Below are 24,646 nucleotides of genomic sequence, written 5' to 3' on the forward strand. Positions count from 1 at the left end.
GCTTGAAGTTTATTGAATAGGCATCGATCTACCGACCCGCTGTCAGGGTCGGAACAATCGGTTGGATTCAGATGCCTTTTGACCACCCCATGTCACTTGAAATGGTTCCGGCGGTCCTGATCAGGCACGCTGTCAGGTGTTCACGAACGCCTGGCGGTTCAATGATGAAGTCTGGAACGGAAACGTTGACGGCCGCCGCGACATTGCCTGAATAATCCCTCACCGGGGCGGCGATGGCCGTGGAAAAATCCGACCCGCTGATGCTGACCCCGGTCTCCCGGACCGCAGCGACGGCGGCCAAAAGCTGGGGCACGGAGTTGATGCCGCCGCCGGCGTATCCGTCCAGGTGAATACCGGAATAGTGTTTGCGCAGGCTTTCGTCGCTGAATCCGCAAAGCAGCGCCCGGCCGATGGCCACGGTATGACAGGGGAACCGTGAGCCCACCGGAACATTTACCATCATGATTTGTGGTGACGCGGCCCGATAAATATATATGGCTTCGACCCCTTCCCGAATGGCCAGATGACAGGAGGCGCTGGTTTCATCACGCAGTTCATCCAGATGGGCGGCCGCGGTGTTGAGTATGTCTCTTGAAGCCAGAAAGCAAAAACCGCGTGACAGCACCATGGGGCCGAGTTCATAGGCATTGCGGCCGATTTTTTTAAGATAGTTCATCTCAGTCAGTGTCACGACCGCACGGTAAATGGCGGACGTGCTGACCTGCAAGTGTTCGGAGAAATCACTGATGGTCAGAACACGCTGGCGGGCTGAAAACATTTCCAGAATCTGAAGGCCTTTTTTCAGGGCCGGCACCATATATTCTGAATTCATTTTTTGGTCGTCATCCACTGATAATCTCCCGCATGCGCCGCGTTTCACCACCGTCAGTCCGAGACGGGGATCGCTCGGCTGGTCCTCATGAAATTGGGTATCAGAATCAAAAGCACCAGGCCGGCACCCACAAGAATAACGCCATGGCTGCTGGAAACCAGCAACAGGCCACCAATGGTCAGGGCGATCTTGCCCATGAGTCCCACATGGTTTTTGAAATAACCGATATAGGCAGCGGAAAGTGAAATAATTCCCAGGACCCCGCTCGTCGTGGCAATGGAAAACTCGGTCCAGGAAAAATCGATAAAAAGCATGCTCGGCGCATAGACGAACATGAAAGGCACCAACGCCTTGCCCATGGAAAGCCGGAAGGCGGTCATGCCGGTGGCCATGGGATCCGCCCCCCCGATGCCGGCACCGGCATAAGCGGCCAGGGCCACCGGCGGTGTCACATCGGCCAGCACACCATAGTAAAATACAAAGAAATGCGTCGCCACCAATGGTATGCCCAAGTTGTTGAGGGCCGGACCGGCGATGGAGGCCAGGATGATGTAGCATGGGGTCGTTGGAATTCCGGCCCCCATGACGATGCAGGCGATCGCGACGAGCACGAGACCGAAAAAGAGGGTCCCCCCCTGGACGGTCAGAATTTGGAACGGGTCGATGGCGGCCATCAGTTTCCCGAGGATTGAAGCAATCTGTAGAACTGCACCGGAAAATTTGAAGCCCAATCCGGTCAGGGTAATCATTCCCAAAATGAAACCCACGCAGGCGCAGGCCGCGCCGATGGCCAGGGCATAGCGGGCACCCTGATCCAGACCGTCCACCAGTCGACGGGGCGTGAGGGTCTTGGAGTCATCCAGTTGTCCAATCCCCACCCGCTTGGTGAGCAACGGGATATAGCTGCACCCGATGGAAAGAATGATACCCCAGAATGCTGCCAGATAAGGGGTGTATTGCATCAGCAGCAGGGCCACCATGACGCCCAGGGGTATCATCAGGTGCCAGGAGGTCTTCATAATTTTCACGAACCGGGGTATCTGTTCCCGCGAGAGTCCCTTCAGCCCCAGCCGCTTGGCCTCCAGGTGCACCATGCTCAAGGTGGCCAGGTAGTGAAACAGGGCCGGAACGATGGCGATCAGAATAATCTGGTTGTAGGGAATCCCCAGCATCTCGGCCATGACGAAGGCCGACGCACCCATGATGGGCGGCGTTACCTGTCCGCCGCAGGAAGCCGATGCCTCTACCGCCGATGCGAACTGCGCGGAAAAGCCGTTTTTCTTCATCATGGGGATGGTAAAGGAGCCGGTGGTGGCCGTATTGGCGATGGGTGAACCGGAGATCATGCCGAAAAAACCGGAGGAAACAACCGAAACCTTGGCCGGCCCGCCGGAATATCGGCCGGCCAGAATCATGGCCAGATCGATGAACAGTTGGCCCAGGCCCGATGCCTGGGCCAGAACGCCGAAAAGCACGAAGTGAAAGACATAGGTGGCCACAACGCCCACGGCGATACCGTAGATGCCCTCCGTCCCCAGGTAGAGATGTTCGACAATCCGGACGATGTCATACCCCCGGTGGCCCAGCATACCTGGCAGGTAGGGTCCCAGCAGACCGTACATCAGCGCCAGGGCGCCGATGACAGGCAGCGTCTCACCCATGACCCGTCGGCAAGCCTCGGTGACCATGATAATGGCCAGCAGGCCCATGACATACTCTTCAATCTGGGGAAAACCGATGTTTTCGATGAAGATCTGTTTGAAAAAAACAATCAGATACAGAGATATTCCCGATGCGGCGATGGCCAGGGGCCAGTCCGCAAAGGAGAGCCGGTCGCCTTTGCCTTTAAATCGATCAAGGGGAAGCGCGGTGGCGGCGATGAACAGCACCATGCCGATCAAGGCCGGCGGCCCCCACACCGGCAGATCACCCTGGAACCGGTCGCTGAGCTGCCAGGCAAGAAAGAGGTAAAACAGGGCAAAGCAGGTCCCGAATCCCCAGGCGATCCCCATGCGTACCGGCTGGCGCCTGGGAAATACCAGAAACACCAGGCCCAGCACGAATGAAAGATGCACGGTTCGATGCATCACCTCGTTGAGCAGACCGAACCCGGCGGTGTAGATGTGAAACAGGCTCAGCATCACGCATAAAACGACGGTGATCTTGGCCGTGACACCTTTCAGATTTCTGAAATTTGACTCCGCATCGTACTTTTTGACGATGGCATCCACGTCGGGTATGGTGAATTCCTTCTCCTTGCCGCCTGCATCAGGGGAATTCGGTCCATGGGGTATGCCGGTGTCGGCAGACTCAATAACCATTTGGATCGTCCTTCATGTCTAAAAAATCAGGTGGCTGTTCATGGGGCCGTGCATGGCACAATGGCAAGTTCAAGGGCTTGATCCACCCAATCGTTGAGGTTGATTTCCTGGCCCTCGAGGATCAGACGATTGCGGTAGTTCCGGTCGGTTCGCACAACCAGCCGGGAAATGGACCGCTGCATGTGGACGACAAAACGGCCGTCGCGATGTTCCCACGCGGTGACGCCGGTTTCATCGCTACCGGAAGGCAGTCCCGCACCGTGGGCCTCAAACGTCTCGCCGGTCTGGATGATCCGCAAACCGATCGCCTGGTAGTCATCCCGGACCGGTGTATCAGAGACCGAATGGATGAATGCAAGCGAAAAACCACCGTCTTCCGATAGCGGATATTGGCCAAGTTGGACCTGGGAGGGGAATCGGCTGATGGTCAGGCAACGCTGTGCCCTGTCCGATCGCGGGCCGGAAGCGCTGCAGGCGGCCAGCACCAGGGCCAGCACGCCTGCGATCGCCGGTTTCATCTTATTTAATCAGGCCTTTTTCCCGATAGTAGCGCTCTGCACCGGGATGAAGGGGAATGGATATGGATTCCAGGGCCTTTTCCAGAGAAATTTCCTTGCCCTTGACATGCACCTGGGCCAGGGTTTCCGTATTTTCGTAAAGGGCCTTGACGATGGCGTAAGCCACCTTGTCATCCAGCTTATCGTGGGTCGCCCAGATGGCCCGCACCGCGATGGTCTTCACATCTTCGGTCTGACCCTCGTAGGTGTTGGCCGGCAGAATGGTTTCCGCGTAATAGGGCTGCACCTCACGAAGCTTGGCGATGGGTGCGCCGCTCAGCGGAACGATCTTGATGGTGTGGTGATTGGCCAGTTCCATCACCGATGCCGTTGGCGTACCGGCCGTGATCAAGGAGGCGTCTAGGTTGCCGTCCTTAATTTTCTCAACAGACTGTGAAAACGAGGAGTAATCTTCAGACAGGTCTTTGCGGTCCATGCCGTGGGCAACCATGAGATCGCCAAGCAGCTGCCACTGTCCTGAGCCTGGAGAGCCGGAGGAAACCGATTTGCCTTTTATGTCCATGAAGGTGTTTATGCCGGCATTTCCCCGAACCACCAACTGCACCGTCTCGGGGTAAAGTGCGCCGAGCGCGCGGATGTTTTTGATCGCCTTGCCATCGAATTGTTTCTCCCCCTTGTAGGCCGCATCGAGAATGTCGGCTGCCACAAAGGCGGACTCGATGCCTTCTCTGCCCAGCAAGGTTGCGTTGGCAACCGAGGCGTTGCCGGTTTCCGCGGTGGCCGACAACTTATTACCGTCGATTTCAACGGCATTGGAAACCAGCTGAGCGAGCATGCCGCCCAGGGGATAATAGGTTCCACCGGTTCCACCGGTGGCGATTCCGAAAAAGATCCGTCCGGCAGCCAAGGCGCTTCCGGCCGTAATCATCGTGAACACCAAGGCCAAACAGATGGATAAATGCATTTTTTTCATCTACAACCTCTCTTTGTAAATTGTTAGGATATAAAATTTAATTTTCACATACGAATAAAATGATCCCAAAAAGAGGCACAATATGACCCTAAAGGGTCAATTTTGTCAATAAAATTTTGTTGATGAATATAACCGCCATCAGTAGGGTGTTATATATGCAGCCCCCATTTCATGGATGGGCCGCCCCTGGCGTATACCTTCCTGACACCACCTGACGATGGCCAGCCCCATTGACCGCAGTTGGACCTGAGCACCAGCAGGCGCACGCGGATATTTCTCCGCGGATGCACGGAAGATGATGGTGGTACCAGGTTTCAAGGGCCGATGGCAGTAAAAACTAATGCCCTGTTGGCTGAAATTACGCAGACCCGCCTCAAATTGCCTGGATTGGCTATGGGCTAACAGCAAGGTAATCTGACCTTGACAATTTTGCCGGGTATCGGTTCGTTTTTCCTGAAGCTGGGTCATATTCACGTCCTTTGCGGCAAGGTGCTGTGTGCATGGGTGCGGAAAACCACATCAGGGAAACAGAACAGAAAAAGGAGGCGGTCGCAGTCGAACGGAGGCGACCAATGGTTTCCGATGACGACGGATGCCATCAGGTTACCTGGTCAACTGCAGGTGGGTCAAGCCTTTTCGAAACCGTTGGCAATTAACGGTTGTAATTTTAGGCGGTTTGCTATATGGGGTGTTCTTAAATCATGGCAAAAACCATCTTCATCGACGAGATAAGGCAGCGCAGGAATTCACCGGATGCGCAAGGCTGCCCGGTGCAAAAAGGCACCATCGCCTCATCTCCCTTGCCGTATATCATTCTGCTGGATGAAAACGATCAAACTGCAGCCAAAGCAACCCCCCAGGTCACATTAGCCGGGGATCTTCCGAAGCCTCCCCACGGATAGCATAAAGGAACATCCACGGCATGGATGAACTTTCAGGCTTTATGGCTGGCCGCTGCCGCATATAATGGCATGAGGGTTTCAAACAGCGCCACCAGGTCGCCGGCGATGTTTTGTTTTTTTTCTATGGCAACCTCTTTTCCCAGCCGCTTTTCAATGCGCAGATCCAGGGCACCCGACTGACCCGCATCCGATAGAAACGCGCTCAAGGAATCAATGCCAGCCTCTTTTTTATCCGAATCCCGCTGCACCCATTGATCTTTTTGGGTTTCCACGGTGCCGCTGAACCCCTGCACACCCGAATCGTACAAACACAGGTCATGTGAACTGCATTGTTTTTTGAGCCAGGCGTCGTTTTCCGGCTTAGCCAACCAAGTCATCAGCGCCTGCCAGTCACTCGTGCCCGAGCCGGTCGGATCGGGCGCGGGGATGTGAACGCCAAAAACGAGGAAATCTTCTTCGACCCGGGCATAAAACTTGGCTTGAAGCGGGAGGTTTTCCTGCTTTTGCCGCTTTACGTCCAGCCAGTTGACCTCAGGCCTGCGCAACACGGCCCATGAATTGAACTTGAACAGTTTGGTTTTAAACCGCTGGGCAACCGCACCGCCCAGTTGGCCTCGTCCTCGCCAGACGGTTTTTGAAACCAAATCGCTGAAATCACCATCCTCCAGACCGGAAAACTGTTTGCCTGATTTGGAAACAGACGTCTTCGCTTTGCGGGCATCTTGGGATGACTGCACCTCTTCCATCGCCTTCTCGTGCTGCATTCTTTCAATAATGCGCTGCTGCAGCTCGATGGTCGTCGATATCTCTTCTCCGTTTTCCCAGCGAATATCCATGGAGTCTCTTCGTATGGCGATCACCTCAAAGACCCCTTTCATGTTTTCGTACTTTTCACCAATTTCAAAGTGTTTCTCTTCTATCATGCGGTTCTCCTTGATGCTGTATTTCTTGATCAGGCAAACCCTGCGGTATCGCCGAATCAACGGGGCATGGGAATATCGACAACAAACAATTCGTTGTCATCAAAGAAAAGGTCGACGCAGCGGTCTTTTCCTTCTCCTAAAAGGTTAATCACCGAATCGGCGATTTTTGCTGCGTAGGGGCCGATGGGAAACAGATTCGGCGTTCTCAATGTTACCACCAAGTCATCATGGCCCACGGCAGCGGATCGGGCAATGGTCTCCCCATCGTAGTCCTGCTCACAAATCAGATCGAAGTGGTCTTCGCGAAGCATCGATGAATCCACATTTTTCGTATCTTTTTCAAGCACGGCAAATTCCTTGATGTTCAGTTTCTTTTCCTTATGGGACTGACAAATGCGGTATTTCTGTCTCATGGTATGGTCTCCATATAAATCCTGAACCGGTTGTGTCCAACACAATATCTTGGCATCGCCCGATTGCGATGCACACGAAGAAAGCGTCACTGGCCGGCTTGAGCCTTCATTCAAAGCGGGAAGGAAATTTTACGCTGACAGGCAGGACCGAAAATGGTTCAACAAGCCGAATCTCTGTTCCAAGCCTATAGGGATCCCACGCAATTGTCAAACTGCTGTCTGGCAGGCATGTTGGGTGTTGATCGCACCGGGGTTCATTTGATCACCTTCAAGGTGTTTCCGGCAAGCAGTCGAGCTCGAAGTTCCTTCAGAATCACATAGGACGCCTGTTCGGGGGTGATGATCCGCATAAACGCGGTGGACATGCACGATTTCATCAACGGTTCGTTGCCGGGCAGACGAAATTCGTTGCGCAGGAAGATGCCGTAGGAGTTGTGGAAGCGAATCAGAGCCGCCTCATTCATGTTGGCCAGACGGGTTTTGTCCGCAAACGACATATCCGCGGCGAGCTTATCAACCGCTTTTTCAACCGTGGGTGGAAATTTATCAAGCAGATAATTCAAGCTCATCCCCTGCTCGGAACCCATCAACCCGCACAGGTAAAGGGATAGAAGTGATAATAACAATACCCGCCGGGGTCACCATACATCACTTCGGTCTCCATCATGCAGGTCCCGATCATTTTTTTGGACGCCTCGGCATAGTCAGGCTGTTTTTCTTCCGCCTGTTTGCAGGCCAGGCAAATGGGCTGGTGATCGAAGACAGACAGAATCCGCTGGTCCCTGACGGCCAAGGCGCCGTTGCACCTCGCGCAGGCAACAGCACAGGACAGATCACGTTCCCACTGTTTTTTCATTGATTCCCCCTTGCCGCGTGTTTTGCATCCGCGGGGCTGCCTGCCTATAATAATAACGCCGATTTGGCCTTTTTCAACTGGTTGGAGACGATTGCGCATCCAGCCCAGCCGGTGGGTGCGTAAATACCGCGCTGCAGAAAACCAGCAACATCAGAAAAAAAAGCAGCGAAAGGCCTTTGGGCCATTTTCCTGTCCCTCTTTTGAGTGGCTGCGGGAAACAACAGCTGCCTTAAAAAAGTCAACCTGAAGGCAAACCATTTTTCATCAGACCCTCAAGATGGTCCGGTTGACTTGATCAGCCCTCGCCGTGCCGGTGAGCACCATGGCGGCCTTAAATTCCCCGGTGATGCGCTGAATATACTGGAGGACGCCGGCTTGCAGACCACCCATGGCGGCAACGGAAACGGGTCGACCGATCATGACCGCGTCGGCACCGAGGGCCAGCATTTTAAGGATGTCCCCACCCGAACGGACCCCCCCGTCGACCAGGATGGCGATTTTACCTTTCACGGCATCCGCAATCTCGGGAAGCACTTCGGCCGCCCCGGGGGTATGGTCGAGCACCCGCCCGCCGTGATTGGAAACCACGATGGCCCGTGCACCAGCATCCACGGCCATTTTGGCGTCCGCCACACCCATGACCCCTTTCAAGATAAAATGCGCCTTGACCCGACTGATAATCTCGCCGAGCTTTTTCGGGGATTTCGGGGAGACCGGCCGCCCCATCTGTTTCAAGGTAATCAAACCGGCCGCATCGATATCCATTCCGATAATTGAGGCGCCAGCTGCCAGCGCCTGATCCACTTTATCGAAAAACGCCGCTTCCTCCCAGGGTTTGATGAACGGGATCGCCCTTCCCCCGAGGGCCTTCATGGCCGCATATCCAGCCTGGTGAATAAAGTCCGGCACCCCGTCGCCCACACAGCCCAATATGCCGGCCTGTATACATCCACCCAAAACCGCAGCGATATATTCTTCCTCTGTGATCTTTCCGCCCATGTTAAAGGAGACGCCACCAATGGGCGCCGCCAGCAGGGGCAGTGCCAGAGACGCTCCCAGGATGTCGACACGGGTTTCCGGATCCGACACATCATGCACCAGGCGCATGTTAAAGCGCCATGCCGCCAGGGATTTCAGGTTGGCCCGAAACGCACTCCCTGTCCCCAGACCGCCCATGCCCGGGACTTCTCCTGCGCAGGCGCGGCCATCGCAGACCGGACACACCCGACAATATCCTTTCATCCGTTCACGAGCCACATTTCTGATAGCTTCCATCTTTGCGTCCCTTCCCCGATACCCTTTCCTGCCGGCAGTTCAGCCTGATTAAGGTTCATTTTGGATTTAAAATTCGATCGACCACCACCATAGCGACCATTTTTTTTAACTACAACGAAAAAAAACAACGCGCCGTGACCGGATCTGTCACAACCCGATGTTATGCTCCAACCCTATCATCGAACAACCCTTATGCGGAGAGATACCATGAGAAAGCACGAACTGACCACCGAGTACCATGACTACTTCGAGTATTTCGGAAACACTGAGATCGAAAGAATCAGGCAACGGGCCGGTCGGACCCTGAGGCGAGATTGGATCATCTTCGATACCGTGGAAGAGGCCATGGATTTCTTCAACAGCAAATGCGGCGAATTTATGGGCTATTACGCGTAGTTGATCCTGACTGCCGCACACGAAGGCGGCTTGGAATTACAAACGCCAGTAGGTGATGCCCGCTTTCCGGGCAATGTCTGCATCAAAAACGCTTTTGACGTCCACGACCACGGCCCGTTTTCCGCCGCACAACCCGGCCAGACGAACCAGCCCCATATCCCGGTAGGGTTGGTGGGAAACGGCCACCACCACGGCGTCAACACCCTCGAGCTGCTCCAGGGCCTTCATCTCGACACCGTAATAGGTCCTGGCTTCGCTGGGGTCTGCCAACGGATCGTGGACCAGTACATCGATCCCGTAATCCTCCAGCTCGGCGATAATGTCGACGACCCGTGTATTGCGCAGATCCGGAACATCCTCTTTGAAGGTGATGCCCAGCACGCCCACACGCGTCTGGTTGATCTGTTTGCCTTCCTGGATCATCAGCTTTACGACCCGCTCGGCCACATACTTGCCCATGCCGTCGTTGATCCGCCGGCCGGCAAGGATCATCTCCGGATGGTAGCCGATGGATTCGGCTTTGAAGGTCAGGTAATAGGGGTCGACGCCAATGCAGTGACCACCCACCAGTCCGGGCCTGAAGGGCAGAAAGTTCCATTTTGTGCCCGCCGCGGCCAAAACCGCCATGGTGTCAATGCCCATGATGTCGAAAATCATGGACAGCTCGTTCATCAGGGCAATGTTGAGATCCCGCTGGGTGTTCTCGATAACCTTGGCCGCTTCGGCGACCTTGAGGGTGGGCGCCACATGGATGCCGGCCTTGACCACGCTGCCGTATACCTTTTCAAGCAGTCGGGCCGTACGCGTGTCGGAACCGGAAACGATCTTCATGATCTTGTCCACCGTGTGCACCTTGTCCCCGGGATTGATCCGTTCCGGCGAATATCCGACCGTAAAATCAGTGCCGAAGCGCAGCCCCGACTCCTTTTCGAGGATGGGTACGCAAACCTCTTCGGTGGCCCCGGGGTAAACCGTGGATTCGAATACCACACAACTGCCCTGGGTCAGATAACGTCCCGTGGATTCGGATGCGCTGCGCAGGGGCGTCAGATCCGGAATACGATACTGGTCGATGGGGGTGGGAACGGCGACGATGATCAGCCGGCACTCGCCAAGGACCGTGGGATCGTCCGTATACGTGACCCTGGCGACAGCCATCTCTTCATCGGAAACCTCCAAGGTGCGGTCTTTGCCTGACTTCAACTCGGCGATTCGGCTGGACTTGAAGTCATAGCCCACTACATTGAAATGCCGCGAAAGATGAACGGCCAGGGGCAGCCCGACATAGCCCAGGCCGACCACCCCGATCTTTTCCTGTTTCGCCGTCAGCGCATCAAAGGTCAACATCACCCGCTTCTCCTTGGTTTCAATCGGTTGGTTTTACATTCCGGCATTCGCCCGCATGGCTTCGACCGTTTGCAACGGTGAATCTGTATACACCATATCCAACCGGGATAAAATAACAATCACATGGCCCAGCACCAGCTACAGCATCCAACCCATCACTTTTCAGCTACTGATCACCGATAAAAAACGGCCGGTAGTCCGTTTCCGGCCGTTTCAGGGCATCGTCGATCTGTGCCAGCAGTCGGTTGCGGCAACCGGGCAGACGGCCTTCAAGGTTAATGTAGTTGGTGTAGTGGTCGCTGGTCAGTCGCGAGGGGGCGTCCAGCAGCCGGATCATCGTGGCCGCTTCTCTCAGCACCCCGTGGGGTCCCAGCATCTCGAAGGCGCCACTTTCAACCATCTTGAGCAGGGGTGTCCGGATCTTGGGCACGAAGGTACGCAGACGAATAAAATCTGGGGCGATGCGGTTGAGCGCATCGGCTGTCCGGGAGGCATGCGCCAGGGTTCTTGATAAACCGCCGATGCCCAGGACGACGTATAGGCTCAACTGGATGCCGGTGGCCATGGTCCACCGCCCGGCTTCCACCTGCTGCCTGACCGAGCAACCCTTCTTGATCAACCTCAGGATCACGTCGTCGCCGGACTCCAGACCCACATGGATGCGGCTCAACCCCGCATCGGCCAGACGTTTGAGATCATCGGGGCCTTTTTTGTGGATGTACTGGCTGGAGCCGTAAACGGTAATGCGTTCGAGATGCGGGAAGATTTGTCGGGCATGGGCACAGATGCGGCATAGGGCATCGGTTGGCATGGCAATGGTGTTGCCCGCCGGAAAAAAGAGTGCACGGACGCCGCTGCCATGAAGCGTCCGGGCTTCATCCAGGTCGGCGACGATATCCCCGACCGGCCGCTCCCGGTATCTGGGACCGTTCTTGTAAACCATGCAGAAGGTGCAGCGGTTATGCGGGCAGCCGACGGTGGCCTGAACCAGCAGCGAGTTGGCTTCACTGGGGGGGCGATAGATGGGGCCTTCGTAATACATGGACAGGGCCTATTTCAACTCGAGTTGTTTCAGCAGCTGCCGCGTTTCGCGCGGGCTCAGATGCCGCCAGGCTCCCGGTGACAGACCGCCCAACTTTAAATCAGCCACGCGGATTCTTTCCAGAGCGACCACCCGGTTGCCCACCTTTTTGACCATTCTGCGAATTTGACGGTTTTTCCCCTCCAGCAGTACGATGCGGAACCGGCGGTTGGAGACGCGGTGAACCTTTGCCGGACGGGTCATGGCACCGGAAAGCGGCAGGCCTGTTCCCATGGCCGCAAGGGCTTCGGCACTCAACGGCCACTGCACCGTTACATCGTATTCTTTTTCATGATCGAAGGACGGGTGGGAGAGTCGGTGGTGAATGCGGCCGTCATTGGTCAAGAGCAGCAGACCGGTTGACGCTTTGTCCAGCCGTCCCACCGGAAAAAGCCGCTGGGGCAGGTTTACCAGATCCGTTACCACTGCTTCGCCTTGGTGCTTGCAGCTGGTCACGACGCCGGCGGGTTTGTTGAGCATCACATATACGTATCGATCCGATTTGCCTACCGGCAAGCCCCTGAGATGCACCGCATCGCCATCGGGATCCACCTTGGTCCCGAGTGCGACCACCACTTTGCCGTTGACGGTGACGTCTCCGGCAAGGATGTGGGCCTCGCCCCTGCGCCGGGAACATGCCCCGGCTTCGGAGAGAAATTTTTGCAGGCGAACCAGTGCCATGACAGAATTTTCAGCCGGAGCGGTAGTTGGGGTTATGCAAACAATTTACTTGTTTTTCAAATAATTGCGTCAAGCTTCAGATCGGTGTCCCTTCTGCTATTTTGGTTCTGTTTTATCTCAGTTTAATTTCCATATCAACCGTAGATGGGCACCCCTTTGCCGCGTCAGTTGTCGATGAAAGGTTTGCGCTCGTTTTCCGCCAATGCGTCATCCTTCGTTTTTCCCATTTGCGTCAGGTCCGGTGTCTGTTAGCTGCGGTGCGGTGATCGATGCCTTGGGGCCCGGCAACGATCAGATCGGTCGCCATCCCCGGAAACAGTCCGTGTTCTACGATTCCGCACCTGCCTTTGAGTCGTTCAGCCAAGGCGGCGGCATCCCGAACCGGTCCGAATCGACAATCCAGTATGCATTTGCCCTGGTCCGTCACAACCCTCTTTCCATCCTTACCGCAGCGAAGTGAACCGCCCAGATTGCCGTGCTGCCGGTTCCCAAGCCAACAACCATGCCCGGTTGGACAAATTCAACCGCCGCCTGGCCGGCTTTTTGTTTCAACAAGAATTCGGCGCCTTCCATTTCATCTCCGGTTTTTTCAGGCCTGCTCGGTTTAACGGCTGGGCGTCAACTTTAGAAGACGGCCTCCGGAACCGTCTTCGAGCACGTACAAAGCCCCTTCGGGTCCCTGTTCAACCTCGCGTATGCGCTCACCCCATTTAAAGCGTTCGGCTTCTTCGGCCGTGTCTCCTTTTAAATTAACATGAATAAGGGCTTTTGATATCAGGCCACCGATAACCGCGCTGCCTTTCCAATCGGCGAACATGTCACTGTCATAAATTACAAAACCGGACGGTGCAATGGAGGGTACCCAAAACTTCCGAGGGGCTTCGAATTCAGGACGGGTATCATGATCGGGGATCGGCACACCCGAGTAGTGGTCACCGTTCGATACGATCGGCCAGCCATAATTTTTGCCGGCAATGATCAAATTCAACTCATCACCGTGGCGCGGACCCATCTCATGGACCCACAAACGTCCATTGGCATCAAAATCGATGCCCAGCATGTTGCGGTGGCCAATGGTCCAAAATTGCGCGGCAATCTCGCCACGATCCTGCCACGGATTATCATTGGGCACCGTTCCGTCGTCGTTTAAGCGCAACACCTTGCCAAGATGCCCGTCAAAATTTTGGGCCGGTGTAAGTTTCTGGCGGTCTCCGGAGGTGATGAACATTTTACCGTCAGGGCCGAACGCGATGCGATGGCTGTAATGTCCTTTTCCAGTAACTTTTGGTTCCTGAACCCACAGTTTTTCCACTGATGCAAGCGTGAGCGGCCTGTTTTTTAGATCGAACCTTGCACGAACCACCACCGCACCGATTGTGGCGTCATCATCCGCACGTTCGGCATAAGACAAATAGACCCAGGAGTTGCGTACATAATCAGGATGCAGCACCACATCGCCCAAACCGCCTTGACCGCCATAGGCGACTTTCCACAAGCCCTGCACTTCTGTTTTCGATCCGTCGTTGGTAACATGCCACAGCACCCCTCTCTTCTCGGTCACCAAAAGCGTGCCATCGGGAAGGAAAGTCATGGCCCAGGGCTCATCGAAAGTAGCAACCTGCACGGCTGAGAGTTTGGTGCCCTTCGTGCCCTCGATTGGAAATTCTCCGGCCATAACCGGTGATGCAATTGTAATGATAATCAGCAAGCGGATAATAAAGCACATAGATGTGAATCCTTTTTCTGTTTTTACCGAAATTTAAAGACGAAAGTTGCCTTCAGCAGTTTATACCACCATTGAATCTTTCCAAGGTTTTTTATCATCGCCGATTATACGCATTATGACTGAGCACGGTCAAAGAAAATGATGGAAAGATAAAAGCCTGCCATTGACGCATTGAATCATTGGAAGTCTCAATACCACCTTGGCGACGCATCCAAATTATGTATTAGACTTCAGCAGTGTTTCGTGAAAATGGGTTAATGCTCACAATAAACAGCCGCCTGCAACTCGTGGAAAGGAGAATGCGGACATTATGAAAAACTTTTTTGCCGGTCGTTGGGGAATGGTCAGTGTGGGAGGGGTTATCGGCATTTTGGCCGCATTGCTGCAGAAACTGGGCAATCCAGGAAACATGGGCATCTGCGTCGCCTGCTTCGAACGCGACATCGCCGGCGCCCTGGGGCTGCACCGGGCTGCGGTGGTGCAGTACATGCGTCCGGAAATCATCGGTTTCGTCATTGGGTCGATGATTGCCGCCTATCTCTTCAAGGAGTTCCGGCCCCGGGTGGGGTCGGCCCCCATTGTACGCTTCGTTCTCGGTGCGTGGGCCATGATCGGCGCCCTGGTCTTCCTGGGATGCCCCTGGCGGGCCGTGCTTCGGTTGGCCGGCGGCGACGGCAATGCCATCCTGGGCCTATTGGGGCTGACCACCGGCATCTGGATCGGCACCCTTTTTCTCAAAAAGGGCTACAACCTGGGGCGGACCCAAAGCACCCATACCACGGTAGGGTGGATGCTGCCGCTGATCATGCTGGGTTTTCTGGTCCTCATGCTGGTTTTCCCGCAGGTCCAGGACCAGCCAAACAGCGGCATTCTGTTCTACAGCTTGAAAGGGCCGGGCGCCATGCACGCCCCCCTGTTCCTGGCCCTGATCGTGGGGCTGGGCATCGGATTTCTGGCCCAGCGCAGCCGGTTCTGCACCATGGGCGCCATCCGGGATCTGGTTCTGTTCGGCCAGGTTCACCTGCTGACCGGATTCATCAGCCTGGTGGTTTTCGCCTTTCTCACCAACCTGGCCGTGGGGCAGTTTCACCCGGGCTTTGCCGGTCAACCGGTGGCCCACACCATGCACGTCTGGAACTTCGCCGGCATGATGCTGGCCGGTCTGGCCTTCGCCCTGGCCGGCGGCTGCCCCGGCCGGCAGCTGTTTCTCTCCGGCGAGGGCGACGGGGATGCGGCCGTGTTCGTGCTGGGAATGATCGTCGGCGCGGGGTTTGCCCACAATTTCGGGCTGGCCAGCTCGCCCACGGGGGTTGGCCCTCATGGGGTGGCGGCCGTGGTCGTGGGCATGGCGGTGTGTCTTTTCATCGGGTTTAGCATGCGTCAAACCGCCAGATAGAATTTGACTTCAATGCCAGTCGAGGGAGGTGTACAATGTCAAAAATTGTCGATGCCCGCGGGCTTTCCTGCCCGCAACCGGTGCTGCTGATCCTTGACGAAATCAAGGCGGGCGCTGAGAAGGAAATCGTCGTGTTGGTGGATACCGATACATCCAAGGAGAATGTGAGCCGTGCGGCTGTCAGCCAGGGTTGCAGCGTCAAAGAGATCCAGCCCGACGGAGCAGGCTACAAGATCACGGTGATGAGGAAGTAAAATGGGCTTTTTCTCGTTTTTTAAAAACGGCGCCAGGGGCGGCCAAGGGAAAGTCTCGACTCCGCCCAGGGCTGACCGCGGCATTCTGGTCTTTGAAAACACCAGCGAGGTGATTCAGGCCGAAAACTGTCTGAAAGCAGCCGGCTGGCCGGTGCGGGTAATGGGGCCGCCGCCGGAGATACGGCGCGGCTGCGACCTGGTGATCGAGTTTCCCCTCATCGAGCGGCTCGAAATCATGCGTCTGCTGGACAAGGCCGGCGCGCCGCCGCTGGAGATGGTGCCGGTGACCGGGCCGCTGCTGGCGCCGGTGGATCTGTTTCAGACCGTCGACTACGGGGCCTGGCTGATGGTGCGGGCCGCCAACATGAAAATCTGCATCGAAAAGCGTTCGCAAACCATCGTCAACATTTCCGGGGGCGGGTGTCCGGATGTCCCTTATCTGGCGCAGGCAATGCTTGGCAAATCCCTTTGGGAGGCCCCGAAACCACGCGATATTGGCCACACCCTCTGCGGCTACGCCCTGGCACTGGCCCATGAGGAGATCTGCCGCCAATGCTCTGCATCGTAGGCACGGTTCCGGATGCCGGTTTTCCACTGGTCAGCGGACCGGTGCGAATGAAAGACAACCGACTATCGGTTGCTGGCCGCACTATCGAAATCCATCGCGGCACCCCGGCCCTGGTGGGCGCTGTCCTGGCGGCCGGAACGGTTTTGCACCTGCCGCCGGTAGAAGCATGGTTGGTGGGCGACATCGGCCGCGGCGATGGCAGCCGCACGCTTTACGCCCACATGGAACGGTCATTGGCCCGGTTTCCCTGGACGGTGCTGGTCTTCCATTACCTGCAGCCGGACGTGGACTGGCACAACCGCGTCCTGTTCGCCGTTGAAAAAATTCTCCCCCGGCCGGTCCTGATCGCCGACGCCGGGTTCATGTACGCGGCCAAGATGAGCGGGCAAGCCGAAAACTACGATCTGTTCACCCCTGACGCAGGCGAGCTGGCCTTTCTGGCGGACGAAGAGGCGCCGCATCCATTCTACACCCGCGGCTTTATCCTGCATCAGGAGGACAAGGTGCCCGAACTAATCGCGCGGGCCTACCGGAATGGCAATGCTGCCCGATGGTTGTTGGTCAAGGGTCACACGGATCATCTGGCCGATGCCCGGGGGATCCACGAAACCGTGGATGCTCCGGCCTGCCCGGCCATGGAAGCCATGGGCGGCACCGGCGACACCCTGACCGGCCTGGCCGCTGCCTTGGCGGCCACCGGAATGTCCATCGACCGGGCCGCCATCCTGGCTGCCCGGGCCAACCGCCTGGCCGGGCAATTGGCCAACCCCACGCCCGCCACCCAAATCGAGGCCATCGTGGGCAAAATCCCGGCCGCGTTGAAGCGTGTGCTCGACGCCGGCGACGAGTCGAGATGAAACGATTCACCCATGCCGGCAACAAAATCGGCGACCAACTTAAGATAAGAAATGTTAACGGATTGGTAAAAAACCGAAAAATTAGATTACACCTGGCTCATTAAGATCTATGTTCTACCTTTGTCTGACAAATGGGGTCTCACCCGTTGTAGCTGAGTGGCTTCACAATTGGAAAATAATGGACGTTCTTTGGCTGATCCGGCCCGATTATCGCGTTCGTAAGCCATGTCAATACATCCGGGGACCTGAATCATCCTGTTCCGCACACTCGAAAATGAAATCCGAAATTAACGATTAAATAGAAAAAGAATTACGGTGAGATCAAAAAATTGGTGCGGATTATTGATGGTTGTATTTTTCTTTATGATTGCTGCAAATGGAATCCGCGGACCACTCAGTCATTTTGTCAATAGTAGAAAAAGAGAAGATGAACACCGGCACAACAACAGAAAATGCTCATACCATGTTGTTGCGCTTTTCTATTGGTCATTGGATTGCGGACGAGTAAAGGTTCAACCCGTTGTTAAAATTGGGGATGGGATGGTGATGCGCAGGCGTCGCATCCGGCTGTACCTTGCGGTACCTGTGTCAACCGGCCATCCCGGAGCATCAGGATGCGGTCGGCAATCCGACCGACCTGCTCCGGGCGCCAGGATCGTACACTGTTTTTTGAGGTGCACGAGAAGATCTTCGATAACCCCGGCGGCTTTCGTGTCCAGGGAGCGGAGCTGGTGGGTTCGTCGCACAACAGCACCTCCGGCTCCAGAATCAACGCCCGGGCGATGCAAAGCCGCTGCTTCTGCCCGCCGGAGAGTTCCAGGGCGCTCTTTTCCAGTCGGTCTTTCACCTTTTCCCATAAAAAAGTCTGCTCCAGCGCCGTTCGTATCCTTTCCGCGATGACGGTTCTGTCGCGCAGGCCGGCCAGTTTCAAAGGAAAGGCCATGTTCCTGAAGCAAAATGACTACCAATCGAAACCATTTTTTGCCATCGTCTCTTCTCTCCTCGACATGAGTCTCCATTACTCTTTTACTTCGCTTCATGGCGTATCCGCAGTCGACTGGTCGCGGGCCAGCAAGGCCGCACCCAGGGCACCGACCCGTTGGGGATCGTCGGGGATGCGGATGGTTCGGCATAGCTTGGCTTCCAGCAGTGTTTGCATGCAGGGGTTCTTGGCGACGCCGCCGGTAAAGACGATGTCCCCTTGCGACGAGACCCGGTTGATCATCCCGGCGACCCGGCGGATGACGCTGGCGTGCAGTCCCCGGGCAATTTCCCGGCGGCTTTCTCCCTTGGCAATCAGGGAGGTCACCTCGGATTCGGCAAACACCGTGCACATGCTGGAGATGCTAAGCTCTCTATCGGCCAAAAGGGCTTCCTGCCCGAAGTCCTCGATTCCAAACCTCAGGGTCCTGGCCATGATTTCCAAAAACTTTCCGGTGCCGGCGGCACAGCGGTCGTTCATCTCGAATTTTTTGACCTTGCCGGTGTCGAACAGCGTAATGGCCTTGCTGTCCTGCCCGCCGATATCGATCACCGTCCGGATCTCGGGGAACAAGGCCCGCGCACCGCGGGCATGGGCCTTGATCTCCGTGACCGTCGCCGCCTCGAAGGAGATCTCGAACAGGCTGCGACCGTACCCGGTGGCCATGATGCGATCATAAGCCATCCCGTCGATGAGATTCCTGGCCTGGGTCATGGGGTCGAAACCGGTATCAGTCTGAACGCTGTCGACAATTTTCCCTGCTTCATCGACCACCACCAGCTCGATGGTCCGTGAGCCGATGTCGATGCCGGCAAAACGAATACTCACTTGGAAATCCTCAGGCAATATCATGTCAATCCGGAAGTTGAGGCTGGTTGACCCGAACTATTGTCCGTCAAAAAGTGGTGGATTTTGGTTCAGGCCAAGGCCGCAACGAGTTTGCAACCGCAGGCGTCGCGGCGTTACGTCGAGGATTGCAAAGGAGCGAGAACGCCGACCTGGACCAAAAGATGCCATTTATGGATGGACACTAACGAAGTTGTTCGACAAACGCCTCAACCCTTGTCGTCAGCTGGCCGACATCTTCCATGCTGTAATCGGTCTCGATGCGCAGGCAGGGAATATTCTTTTCCTCAAGGACTTTTTCGACCGGGATGGACTCCATCAGATAGGGTTGGCAAAACTGCAATCCATAATGGATCACGCCGTCGGCATTATAATCGGTCACCATCTGCTGGATATGCGCAAGGCGGTCCGGGTTGGGCGTGAAAATGGCGCAGTCCACCTTGAAGTAACGATCGACGATGGCGTCGAGCATCTCGTCCACGGTCTGCCCCGAGGCGTCCGTCAGATTGCGGGTACCGCGTTCGCCCACACAGGATTCCTCGCCGACAATCACGGCACCGGCGGTTTCAACAATCATGGGCAGCTTCCAGTTGGGCACCGCCTGGGGGCAGCCGGAGACCAAAATACGGGGCGTCTTTTCCGGAAAAACGCCCTGTTTGGCCGCTATCGGCTTCTCCAGTTCATCGCATATCTTGTTCACCGAATCGGTAAACCGGGCCGGATTGTCGTAAAAGAACACCTGATTGGCTAAAAGGGCGTCCAGGCCGGAAATGGGCGCCGGGTCGGCCTTGCGCAGCAATGAGAGCCGATGAATGGCCGCGCGTTTGGCATTGACCGTCCGGATTGCCAGCTTCAGCGATTCGGTGGTAACGGCGACACCGGTAAGAATTTCGACCGCCGCCTTGAAGCGCCGGTATTCGGCTTTCAGCAGTGCGTTGCCGTTTTCGGATTTAACCTGCGGCAGGTCCATGACATAGAGATTGTCGACCAGGGTGCCAAGGGTTTCATAGGCCTTTTTCTTGCCGTCGCAGGTGTTCTCACCAACGATCATGTCGGCGCTTTCGAGATACGGGCAGACTTTGCCGATCTTGAAACCGAAGGAAGACTTGATCAGGGCGCAGGTGTTGCGCTGCAGCAGTTTTTCCACATCCTCCGTAGCGAAATCGGCCCCTGAACAAAGGCCGACCAAGGTGGCGTTGGCCGCCAGAACGATCTCTTCGGGCACAAACACGCAGTAGCTGCCGACGATCTTGCGACCGGCCGCTTTCTCGTCCAGCAACTCCTTGATGCGCAGACCGTGGACCTCACTCATGACGAAGTCAAAATAGGCCATCCCCTCGGGACGATCCTGCTGGGACAGAAACACCTGCTGATACCCTTGCCCCAACACGCCGAGCAGGGCATCATGGGCATCGAGATCCAATCCCAAGTCTTTCCACATCTGCCTGTAATCGTCGCTCATGCTGTTCTCCTTAACGTGAAAACAAATGCACCAGACGCGACAGTACACCTCCGATAGACGACTGCCGCCGATTGATAAATGCGTTATCCGCTTGTTTGACCAATTCGGGACGCTTTTCCAGAACCAGACGCGCCGCCATTTCGGCTGCCTGGGCGGTCAGACCGGCACACTGCTGGAAATGCTCCTTTTTGTTGTGTTTGACCTTCCTGGACAATACCCGGCAGCAGGTGGCGCCATTGGCGAATTTAAACCGGTCATGCAACTGGCGGGCACTGTCGCGCATACTCTGACGGTGCAGGAAAGCACCATCTTTGCCCAACAACAAGCCGGTGGCCATGACGGCACCGCTTAAAGCGCCACAGACACAGCCACTTTCTCCCATGGCGATACAAAAGGGTGCCGACACCGCCGTGGCCTGGGCTTCGGTCAATCCCCCGCCCAGCCCCTGGTTCAGGGCCGCCACCACCGCCTCGGTGCACAACATCTGCCGAGTCTCATAAAAGTTGCGGGCGCGATCCGCGATAGCAGCGATCACCGCCTCGCTTGCAGGGTCGCGCGTTTGTCTCGCATCACTCATGAAATTGCTCACTGGTTCCAAATGGCGGCTACTCGACTTTCTCTACCGGATACTTGGCTCCCTTCCAGGCAAAGACACCTCCGGAATAGCGGTACACATGCTTATAGCCCAGTTTGACCGCCCAGGCGGCACCGTTGTGACTGCGCGTGCATTTGACGAAACCGCAGTAAATCACGATGGCCTTGTCTTTGTCGCTGCCCAACAGCTGAATAAAATCATCCTGGGATTTGCCGTCAGTCTCCTTGGTGTCCCATGCGTCCATGTCCGGAATGGGAAACAAAAACTGAACCGCTCCCAGCACATGCATCTTTTTGTAGCTGTCCTCATAGGGCATGGTGTCCACGACAACCATATCCCTGCCGCTGTCCATCCAGCCCTTGAGTTCCTCTGTCGTAACCAGATCGTAACCGCCACGCTGGACTTCCCGGACGAGCTTAACCGCACCGGCCTCTTTCTCCACTTCCTTTTCGAATTTGTTTTCGAGCAAGGCCATTGCGGGACACGACAGGCCAATCACCAGAACACCAATCATCGTCAGTTTCAGCATCCATTTACCCGTAAGCATCATCCGTTCTCCTCATGGTTTAATGTTCATCAAAAATATGTCGATCGAAACGAGTTAACCATTTTTCCATCAACAGGGATATTTTTGTGGTTTGCACACGACGGTATCGACGCCATCCATATAAAAAAACGACTGCCGCCAGCATGACCATATCCCGGTAGAAGGCCGGCCTGAGTCCGTGGAATGCCTCTGCTTCCGGATCCCCGGGGCCGAAGCAACCGCAATCCACATCCAGGCCCATCCAGATGCCGTATCCCAGGATAGCGACAAACAGCAGCAGCAAACCGGCAACCACGGCAAGACTGCCGTGGATGTCGAAAAGCAGCCCGACGCCGGCAAGCACCTCCAGTGCCGGCAGGATCACGGCCACAGGCATGAGCAGGCCTTCAGGAACAATTCCATAGGCTTCGATCAGCACGGCAAAGAGTTGGGGTGTCAGGAGTTTGGTCGCACCGGAATAGATAAAAAGGCCGCCAAGAAACCAGCGCAGGAGTCGATACATCCAAATAAGCAGAGGCATTATGGGCTTTCCGGCATAGATGATCAAAAGTGGTCAGATTGATTAGATTAGGATACCTGATTAGTCAAACAGTTAATATCTATACAAACACCCTGAAGCATTGAAACAATAAATTGGACTTTTTACTTGGGTTGAGAGATTGGGTGGCTGATATTCAACCGCCTACCCCGAGGATTCATCCATGTTTCGGTTTTTCGGTTTTACATGACGGTGCCCAGGTTCGCTGCCCGGGTTGGTATGCACTGTATAAAACCGGAATGCCGCATTCCTGCGCACCATGTCGGTAGCCCAAACGTTCTCAAGACTAGTCTGAATTCGGCAAACACGCTCAAATGACAGGAGATAAATGAGCACTCGAGCCGGATTTTAACGCCGTATCGTCAAACGCCATCGTTTTTCGGCAGCCTGACAACAAACACCCGAAAGGAGTGACCATGGATGAAGCCAAAGCCATAAAAATCCAACCCCACCGCCAAAGCGCCTTCATTGAAAAGGTGAAAAAACTTCTCCCCAAAGGAGGCAACCTGAACCTGTGCCTCACCTGCGGCGCCTGCGCTTCGGGCTGTCCGGCCACCGGGCTTGAGGGCATGGACCCACGCAAATTCCTACGCATGGCAGCTTTGGGGCTGGATGACGAGATTGCCGGTCATCCCTGGGTGTGGATGTGTTCCATGTGCACCCGCTGCACCTATGTATGCCCCATGGAGATCAACATTTCCGCGTTGGTTTTCGAAGCCCGCAAGCTGTGGCCCCGGGAGAAGCGGCCCAAAGGGACTGCCACGCCCAGATTCACGATCTGGCCGACCATTTCGGCGGCAACTATCATGTGACCCACCTGTGGACGATCATCGCGCTGTCGTTGGGCATCCTGGCCGAAAATGAACGGGAGTATCTGGGCGATGACTTGAAAGACGCATGGCTGCCCGGTGAGCCGGGAACGCCCAATCCGTTTGCCTGAAAAGGTGGCGCAGTGACTTCACGTCCATTGGAACCCCAGATCCTCGCTTTCTTCTGCAACTGGTGCACCTATGGCGCTGCTGATCTGGCCGGTGTCAGCCGATTTCAGTATCCGGCCAACATTCGCATCATCCGCCTGCCCTGCAGCGGCCGTGTGAGCCCCAAATTCATCCTGGCCGCCCTGCGGGAAGGCGCTGACGGCGTCTGGGTGTCAGGCTGCCACCCGGGGGACTGCAACTACATCGAAGACAACTATTACGCCCGCCGCAAATTCGCCCTGCTGGTCAATCTGCTCACCTTCATAGGCGTCGAATCGGGCCGGGTGCAATTTTCGTGGATATCGTCCGCCGAGTCCACCAAATTCGTCCGGGTGGTCAATGAAGTGACGGATGCGATCCGGGCGTTGGGTCCGGCAGCCCGCTTTGTCAAACACCCGCCCCAGGCATTGGAGGGACAATCATCATGATTGAACGCATCCATCTGGACCCGAAGCTGGAAAAAAATCTGGCCGCGCTGAGAAAAGGCGGCCGGAGAGAAAGCCTGGTCGTCGACCGGGTGGAGGCCATCATCGCCGAAGCCGAATGTGGCCGGCTGCCCTCGTCAAACGTCTGTAACTTTACCCGCAACGGCGAGGATCGCATCAAAGGCTGTCGCAAGGTTGACTTGGGCGGCGGGTATCGACTGGTTACGCTGAAACAGGGCAAAGATCTTTACCTGCTCTTCGTCGGCACCCATGACGAATGCGGGCGTTGGGTGGAAAACAATCGCCTGCACCTGCCCCTGGAATTGATCGCTGAACGCTGCCGTACAATCAGCCGCTCGATCACGGATGCAACCTCGTCCGCACATCCCTGTCTGAAAAATCGTCAGGAACAGGAGGAGGACTGGATTCCGTCGCTGAGCGATCAGGATTTGCGGGTGGTGTTCAGTGGGCTGCTGGGCAATAAATAAGTACGGTTTCGTAGGAAGGGCGATATCTGCGTTACACTTCATCCTTCGTCGCTCGGAGTACTTCCATGTACACCTCGCTCCTCGGGACTCGCAAGCCTTGATCTCGACTTTCTTACAAAACCTTTCAAGCATGCAGATTTACACAAGATCAAAGTTTTGATATCCATATAAAGAGCTTGTCGAACCGAGACGATTGAATGACTTCCCGGTTTACTTTTCAAGCGTGACATTTTCCTGCGGAGAAATGTCACTACCGCCTGAAAAGTTTGAAAAGAACACCTCCAAAATGTATAAATAATGGAAATCGCCATTTTCATTATTTATACCCGTTCACAGGAGGTGCTCGATGAAACTATACGCCGGAATAGATCTGCATTCAAGCAATTGTTACCTTGGGATTATCGACCAACAATTGGAAAAGATTCTGGGGAAACGATTGAGAAATTCTCTGCCACTGATTATCGATT

At 55.6% G+C, this 24,646-nt stretch carries 28 protein-coding genes and 2 pseudogenes; 10 read left to right on the forward strand and 20 right to left on the reverse strand.

The features are described from left to right. Positions 1-67: 67 nt before the first annotated feature. Genes R6V78_RS20595 through R6V78_RS20610 form a run of 4 tightly spaced genes read right to left on the reverse strand, consistent with a single transcriptional unit; the run spans position 68 to position 4,644 of the window. Positions 68-850 (reverse strand): IclR family transcriptional regulator, encoded by a 783-nt coding sequence (locus tag R6V78_RS20595; RefSeq protein WP_410291275.1) that lies wholly within the window; start codon positions 848-850, stop codon positions 68-70. A 35-nt stretch (positions 851-885) separates the two neighbouring features. Next, on the reverse strand, positions 886-3,153 hold the full coding sequence (locus tag R6V78_RS20600) for a TRAP transporter permease (RefSeq protein WP_410291276.1): 2,268 nt from the start codon (positions 3,151-3,153) through the stop codon (positions 886-888). 38 nt (positions 3,154-3,191) lie between these two features. Next, the gene (locus tag R6V78_RS20605) at positions 3,192-3,671 is read right to left on the reverse strand and encodes a DUF1850 domain-containing protein (RefSeq protein WP_410291277.1); all 480 of its coding nucleotides are present in this window, start codon (positions 3,669-3,671) and stop codon (positions 3,192-3,194) included. Position 3,672: 1 nt separating this feature from the next. After that, positions 3,673-4,644, reverse strand: a complete 972-nt coding sequence (locus R6V78_RS20610; RefSeq protein WP_410291278.1) for a TAXI family TRAP transporter solute-binding subunit — start codon at positions 4,642-4,644, stop codon at positions 3,673-3,675. A gap of 701 nt (positions 4,645-5,345) precedes the next feature. Between R6V78_RS20610 and R6V78_RS20615 the strand changes: the two genes are divergently transcribed. Further along, positions 5,346-5,546 carry a hypothetical protein gene (locus tag R6V78_RS20615; RefSeq protein WP_410291279.1) on the forward strand — a complete coding sequence of 67 codons (201 nt, stop codon included), beginning with the start codon at positions 5,346-5,348 and terminating at the stop codon, positions 5,544-5,546. Positions 5,547-5,578: 32 nt separating this feature from the next. On the opposite strand, the gene R6V78_RS20620 is transcribed toward R6V78_RS20615, so the two are convergent. From R6V78_RS20620 to R6V78_RS20640, 5 genes are all read right to left on the reverse strand, one after another. Beyond that, on the reverse strand, positions 5,579-6,469 hold the full coding sequence (locus tag R6V78_RS20620; RefSeq protein ID WP_410291280.1) for a hypothetical protein: 891 nt from the start codon (positions 6,467-6,469) through the stop codon (positions 5,579-5,581). 56 nt (positions 6,470-6,525) lie between these two features. Further along, positions 6,526-6,882, reverse strand: a complete 357-nt coding sequence (locus tag R6V78_RS20625) for a hypothetical protein (RefSeq protein ID WP_410291281.1) — start codon at positions 6,880-6,882, stop codon at positions 6,526-6,528. Between the two features lie 254 nt (positions 6,883-7,136). Beyond that, positions 7,137-7,445, reverse strand: a complete 309-nt coding sequence (locus R6V78_RS20630; protein WP_410291282.1) for a DUF6794 domain-containing protein — start codon at positions 7,443-7,445, stop codon at positions 7,137-7,139. Positions 7,446-7,468: 23 nt separating this feature from the next. After that, positions 7,469-7,738, reverse strand: coding sequence for a hypothetical protein (locus R6V78_RS20635; RefSeq protein ID WP_410291283.1), 270 nt, complete (start codon positions 7,736-7,738; stop codon positions 7,469-7,471). A 264-nt stretch (positions 7,739-8,002) separates the two neighbouring features. Continuing rightward, on the reverse strand, positions 8,003-9,013 hold the full coding sequence (locus tag R6V78_RS20640) for an alpha-hydroxy-acid oxidizing protein (protein ID WP_410291284.1): 1,011 nt from the start codon (positions 9,011-9,013) through the stop codon (positions 8,003-8,005). Between the two features lie 207 nt (positions 9,014-9,220). Here R6V78_RS20640 and R6V78_RS20645 point away from each other — a divergent pair, with 207 nt between their 5' ends. Continuing rightward, a complete protein-coding gene (locus tag R6V78_RS20645) occupies positions 9,221-9,409 on the forward strand; it encodes a hypothetical protein (RefSeq protein WP_410291285.1) in 189 nt (62 codons plus the stop codon). A gap of 36 nt (positions 9,410-9,445) precedes the next feature. Here R6V78_RS20645 and R6V78_RS20650 read toward each other — a convergent pair whose 3' ends face one another. The 5 genes from R6V78_RS20650 to R6V78_RS20670 form a co-directional block, all read right to left on the reverse strand. Continuing rightward, positions 9,446-10,756: a nucleotide sugar dehydrogenase gene (locus R6V78_RS20650; RefSeq protein ID WP_410291286.1), complete on the reverse strand. Its 1,311-nt coding sequence runs from the start codon at positions 10,754-10,756 to the stop codon at positions 9,446-9,448. Between the two features lie 166 nt (positions 10,757-10,922). Further along, positions 10,923-11,798 carry a radical SAM protein gene (locus R6V78_RS20655; protein WP_410291287.1) on the reverse strand — a complete coding sequence of 292 codons (876 nt, stop codon included), beginning with the start codon at positions 11,796-11,798 and terminating at the stop codon, positions 10,923-10,925. 9 nt (positions 11,799-11,807) lie between these two features. Next, positions 11,808-12,518, reverse strand: a complete 711-nt coding sequence (locus R6V78_RS20660) for a pseudouridine synthase (RefSeq protein WP_410291288.1) — start codon at positions 12,516-12,518, stop codon at positions 11,808-11,810. Between the two features lie 232 nt (positions 12,519-12,750). Beyond that, entirely contained in the window at positions 12,751-13,038 is a 288-nt protein-coding gene (locus R6V78_RS20665; protein WP_410291302.1) for a ribose-5-phosphate isomerase A, read from the reverse strand. Between the two features lie 84 nt (positions 13,039-13,122). Next, positions 13,123-14,244, reverse strand: a complete 1,122-nt coding sequence (locus R6V78_RS20670; protein ID WP_410291289.1) for a PQQ-dependent sugar dehydrogenase — start codon at positions 14,242-14,244, stop codon at positions 13,123-13,125. 295 nt (positions 14,245-14,539) lie between these two features. Here R6V78_RS20670 and yedE point away from each other — a divergent pair. The 4 genes and pseudogenes from yedE to R6V78_RS20690 all read left to right on the forward strand — a co-directional run. Further along, positions 14,540-15,640, forward strand: a pseudogene (gene yedE / locus R6V78_RS20675) (YedE family putative selenium transporter); the annotation flags it as partial. 35 nt (positions 15,641-15,675) lie between these two features. Next, the gene (locus R6V78_RS20680) at positions 15,676-15,894 is read left to right on the forward strand and encodes a sulfurtransferase TusA family protein (protein WP_410291290.1); all 219 of its coding nucleotides are present in this window, start codon (positions 15,676-15,678) and stop codon (positions 15,892-15,894) included. Position 15,895: 1 nt separating this feature from the next. Then, a complete protein-coding gene (locus R6V78_RS20685; protein WP_410291291.1) occupies positions 15,896-16,462 on the forward strand; it encodes a DUF3343 domain-containing protein in 567 nt (188 codons plus the stop codon). Further along, entirely contained in the window at positions 16,447-17,319 is an 873-nt protein-coding gene (locus tag R6V78_RS20690; RefSeq protein ID WP_410291292.1) for an NAD(P)H-hydrate dehydratase, read from the forward strand. The genes R6V78_RS20685 and R6V78_RS20690 overlap by 16 nt, the downstream gene beginning before the upstream one ends. A gap of 523 nt (positions 17,320-17,842) precedes the next feature. Here the strand turns inward: R6V78_RS20690 and R6V78_RS20695 are convergent. The 6 genes from R6V78_RS20695 to R6V78_RS20720 form a co-directional block, all read right to left on the reverse strand. Continuing rightward, positions 17,843-18,262, reverse strand: coding sequence for an ATP-binding cassette domain-containing protein (locus R6V78_RS20695; protein WP_410291293.1), 420 nt, complete (start codon positions 18,260-18,262; stop codon positions 17,843-17,845). Positions 18,263-18,355: 93 nt separating this feature from the next. Continuing rightward, complete coding sequence (locus R6V78_RS20700; RefSeq protein WP_410291294.1) at positions 18,356-19,129, reverse strand: acyl-CoA dehydratase activase; 774 nt, start codon at positions 19,127-19,129, stop codon at positions 18,356-18,358. A 202-nt stretch (positions 19,130-19,331) separates the two neighbouring features. Then, on the reverse strand, positions 19,332-20,609 hold the full coding sequence (locus R6V78_RS20705; protein ID WP_410291295.1) for a double-cubane-cluster-containing anaerobic reductase: 1,278 nt from the start codon (positions 20,607-20,609) through the stop codon (positions 19,332-19,334). Positions 20,610-20,619: 10 nt separating this feature from the next. Further along, positions 20,620-21,186, reverse strand: coding sequence for a C-GCAxxG-C-C family protein (locus R6V78_RS20710; protein ID WP_410291296.1), 567 nt, complete (start codon positions 21,184-21,186; stop codon positions 20,620-20,622). A 28-nt stretch (positions 21,187-21,214) separates the two neighbouring features. After that, the gene (locus R6V78_RS20715) at positions 21,215-21,754 is read right to left on the reverse strand and encodes a rhodanese-like domain-containing protein (RefSeq protein ID WP_410291297.1); all 540 of its coding nucleotides are present in this window, start codon (positions 21,752-21,754) and stop codon (positions 21,215-21,217) included. 16 nt (positions 21,755-21,770) lie between these two features. Next, complete coding sequence (locus R6V78_RS20720) at positions 21,771-22,271, reverse strand: MauE/DoxX family redox-associated membrane protein (RefSeq protein ID WP_410291298.1); 501 nt, start codon at positions 22,269-22,271, stop codon at positions 21,771-21,773. A gap of 434 nt (positions 22,272-22,705) precedes the next feature. Here R6V78_RS20720 and R6V78_RS20725 point away from each other — a divergent pair. From R6V78_RS20725 to R6V78_RS20740, 4 genes and pseudogenes are all read left to right on the forward strand, one after another. Continuing rightward, a pseudogene (locus R6V78_RS20725) lies at positions 22,706-23,044 on the forward strand (4Fe-4S dicluster domain-containing protein); the annotation flags it as partial. Between the two features lie 53 nt (positions 23,045-23,097). Next, on the forward strand, positions 23,098-23,229 hold the full coding sequence (locus tag R6V78_RS20730; protein ID WP_410291299.1) for a hypothetical protein: 132 nt from the start codon (positions 23,098-23,100) through the stop codon (positions 23,227-23,229). A gap of 12 nt (positions 23,230-23,241) precedes the next feature. Beyond that, positions 23,242-23,694, forward strand: coding sequence for a hydrogenase iron-sulfur subunit (locus tag R6V78_RS20735; protein WP_410291300.1), 453 nt, complete (start codon positions 23,242-23,244; stop codon positions 23,692-23,694). After that, positions 23,691-24,179 (forward strand): hypothetical protein, encoded by a 489-nt coding sequence (locus R6V78_RS20740; protein ID WP_410291301.1) that lies wholly within the window; start codon positions 23,691-23,693, stop codon positions 24,177-24,179. The genes R6V78_RS20735 and R6V78_RS20740 overlap by 4 nt, the downstream gene beginning before the upstream one ends. Positions 24,180-24,646: the final 467 nt, after the last annotated feature.

It is taken from the genome of Desulfosarcina sp. (assembly GCF_046496365.1).
GTDB lineage: Bacteria > Desulfobacterota > Desulfobacteria > Desulfobacterales > Desulfosarcinaceae > Desulfosarcina.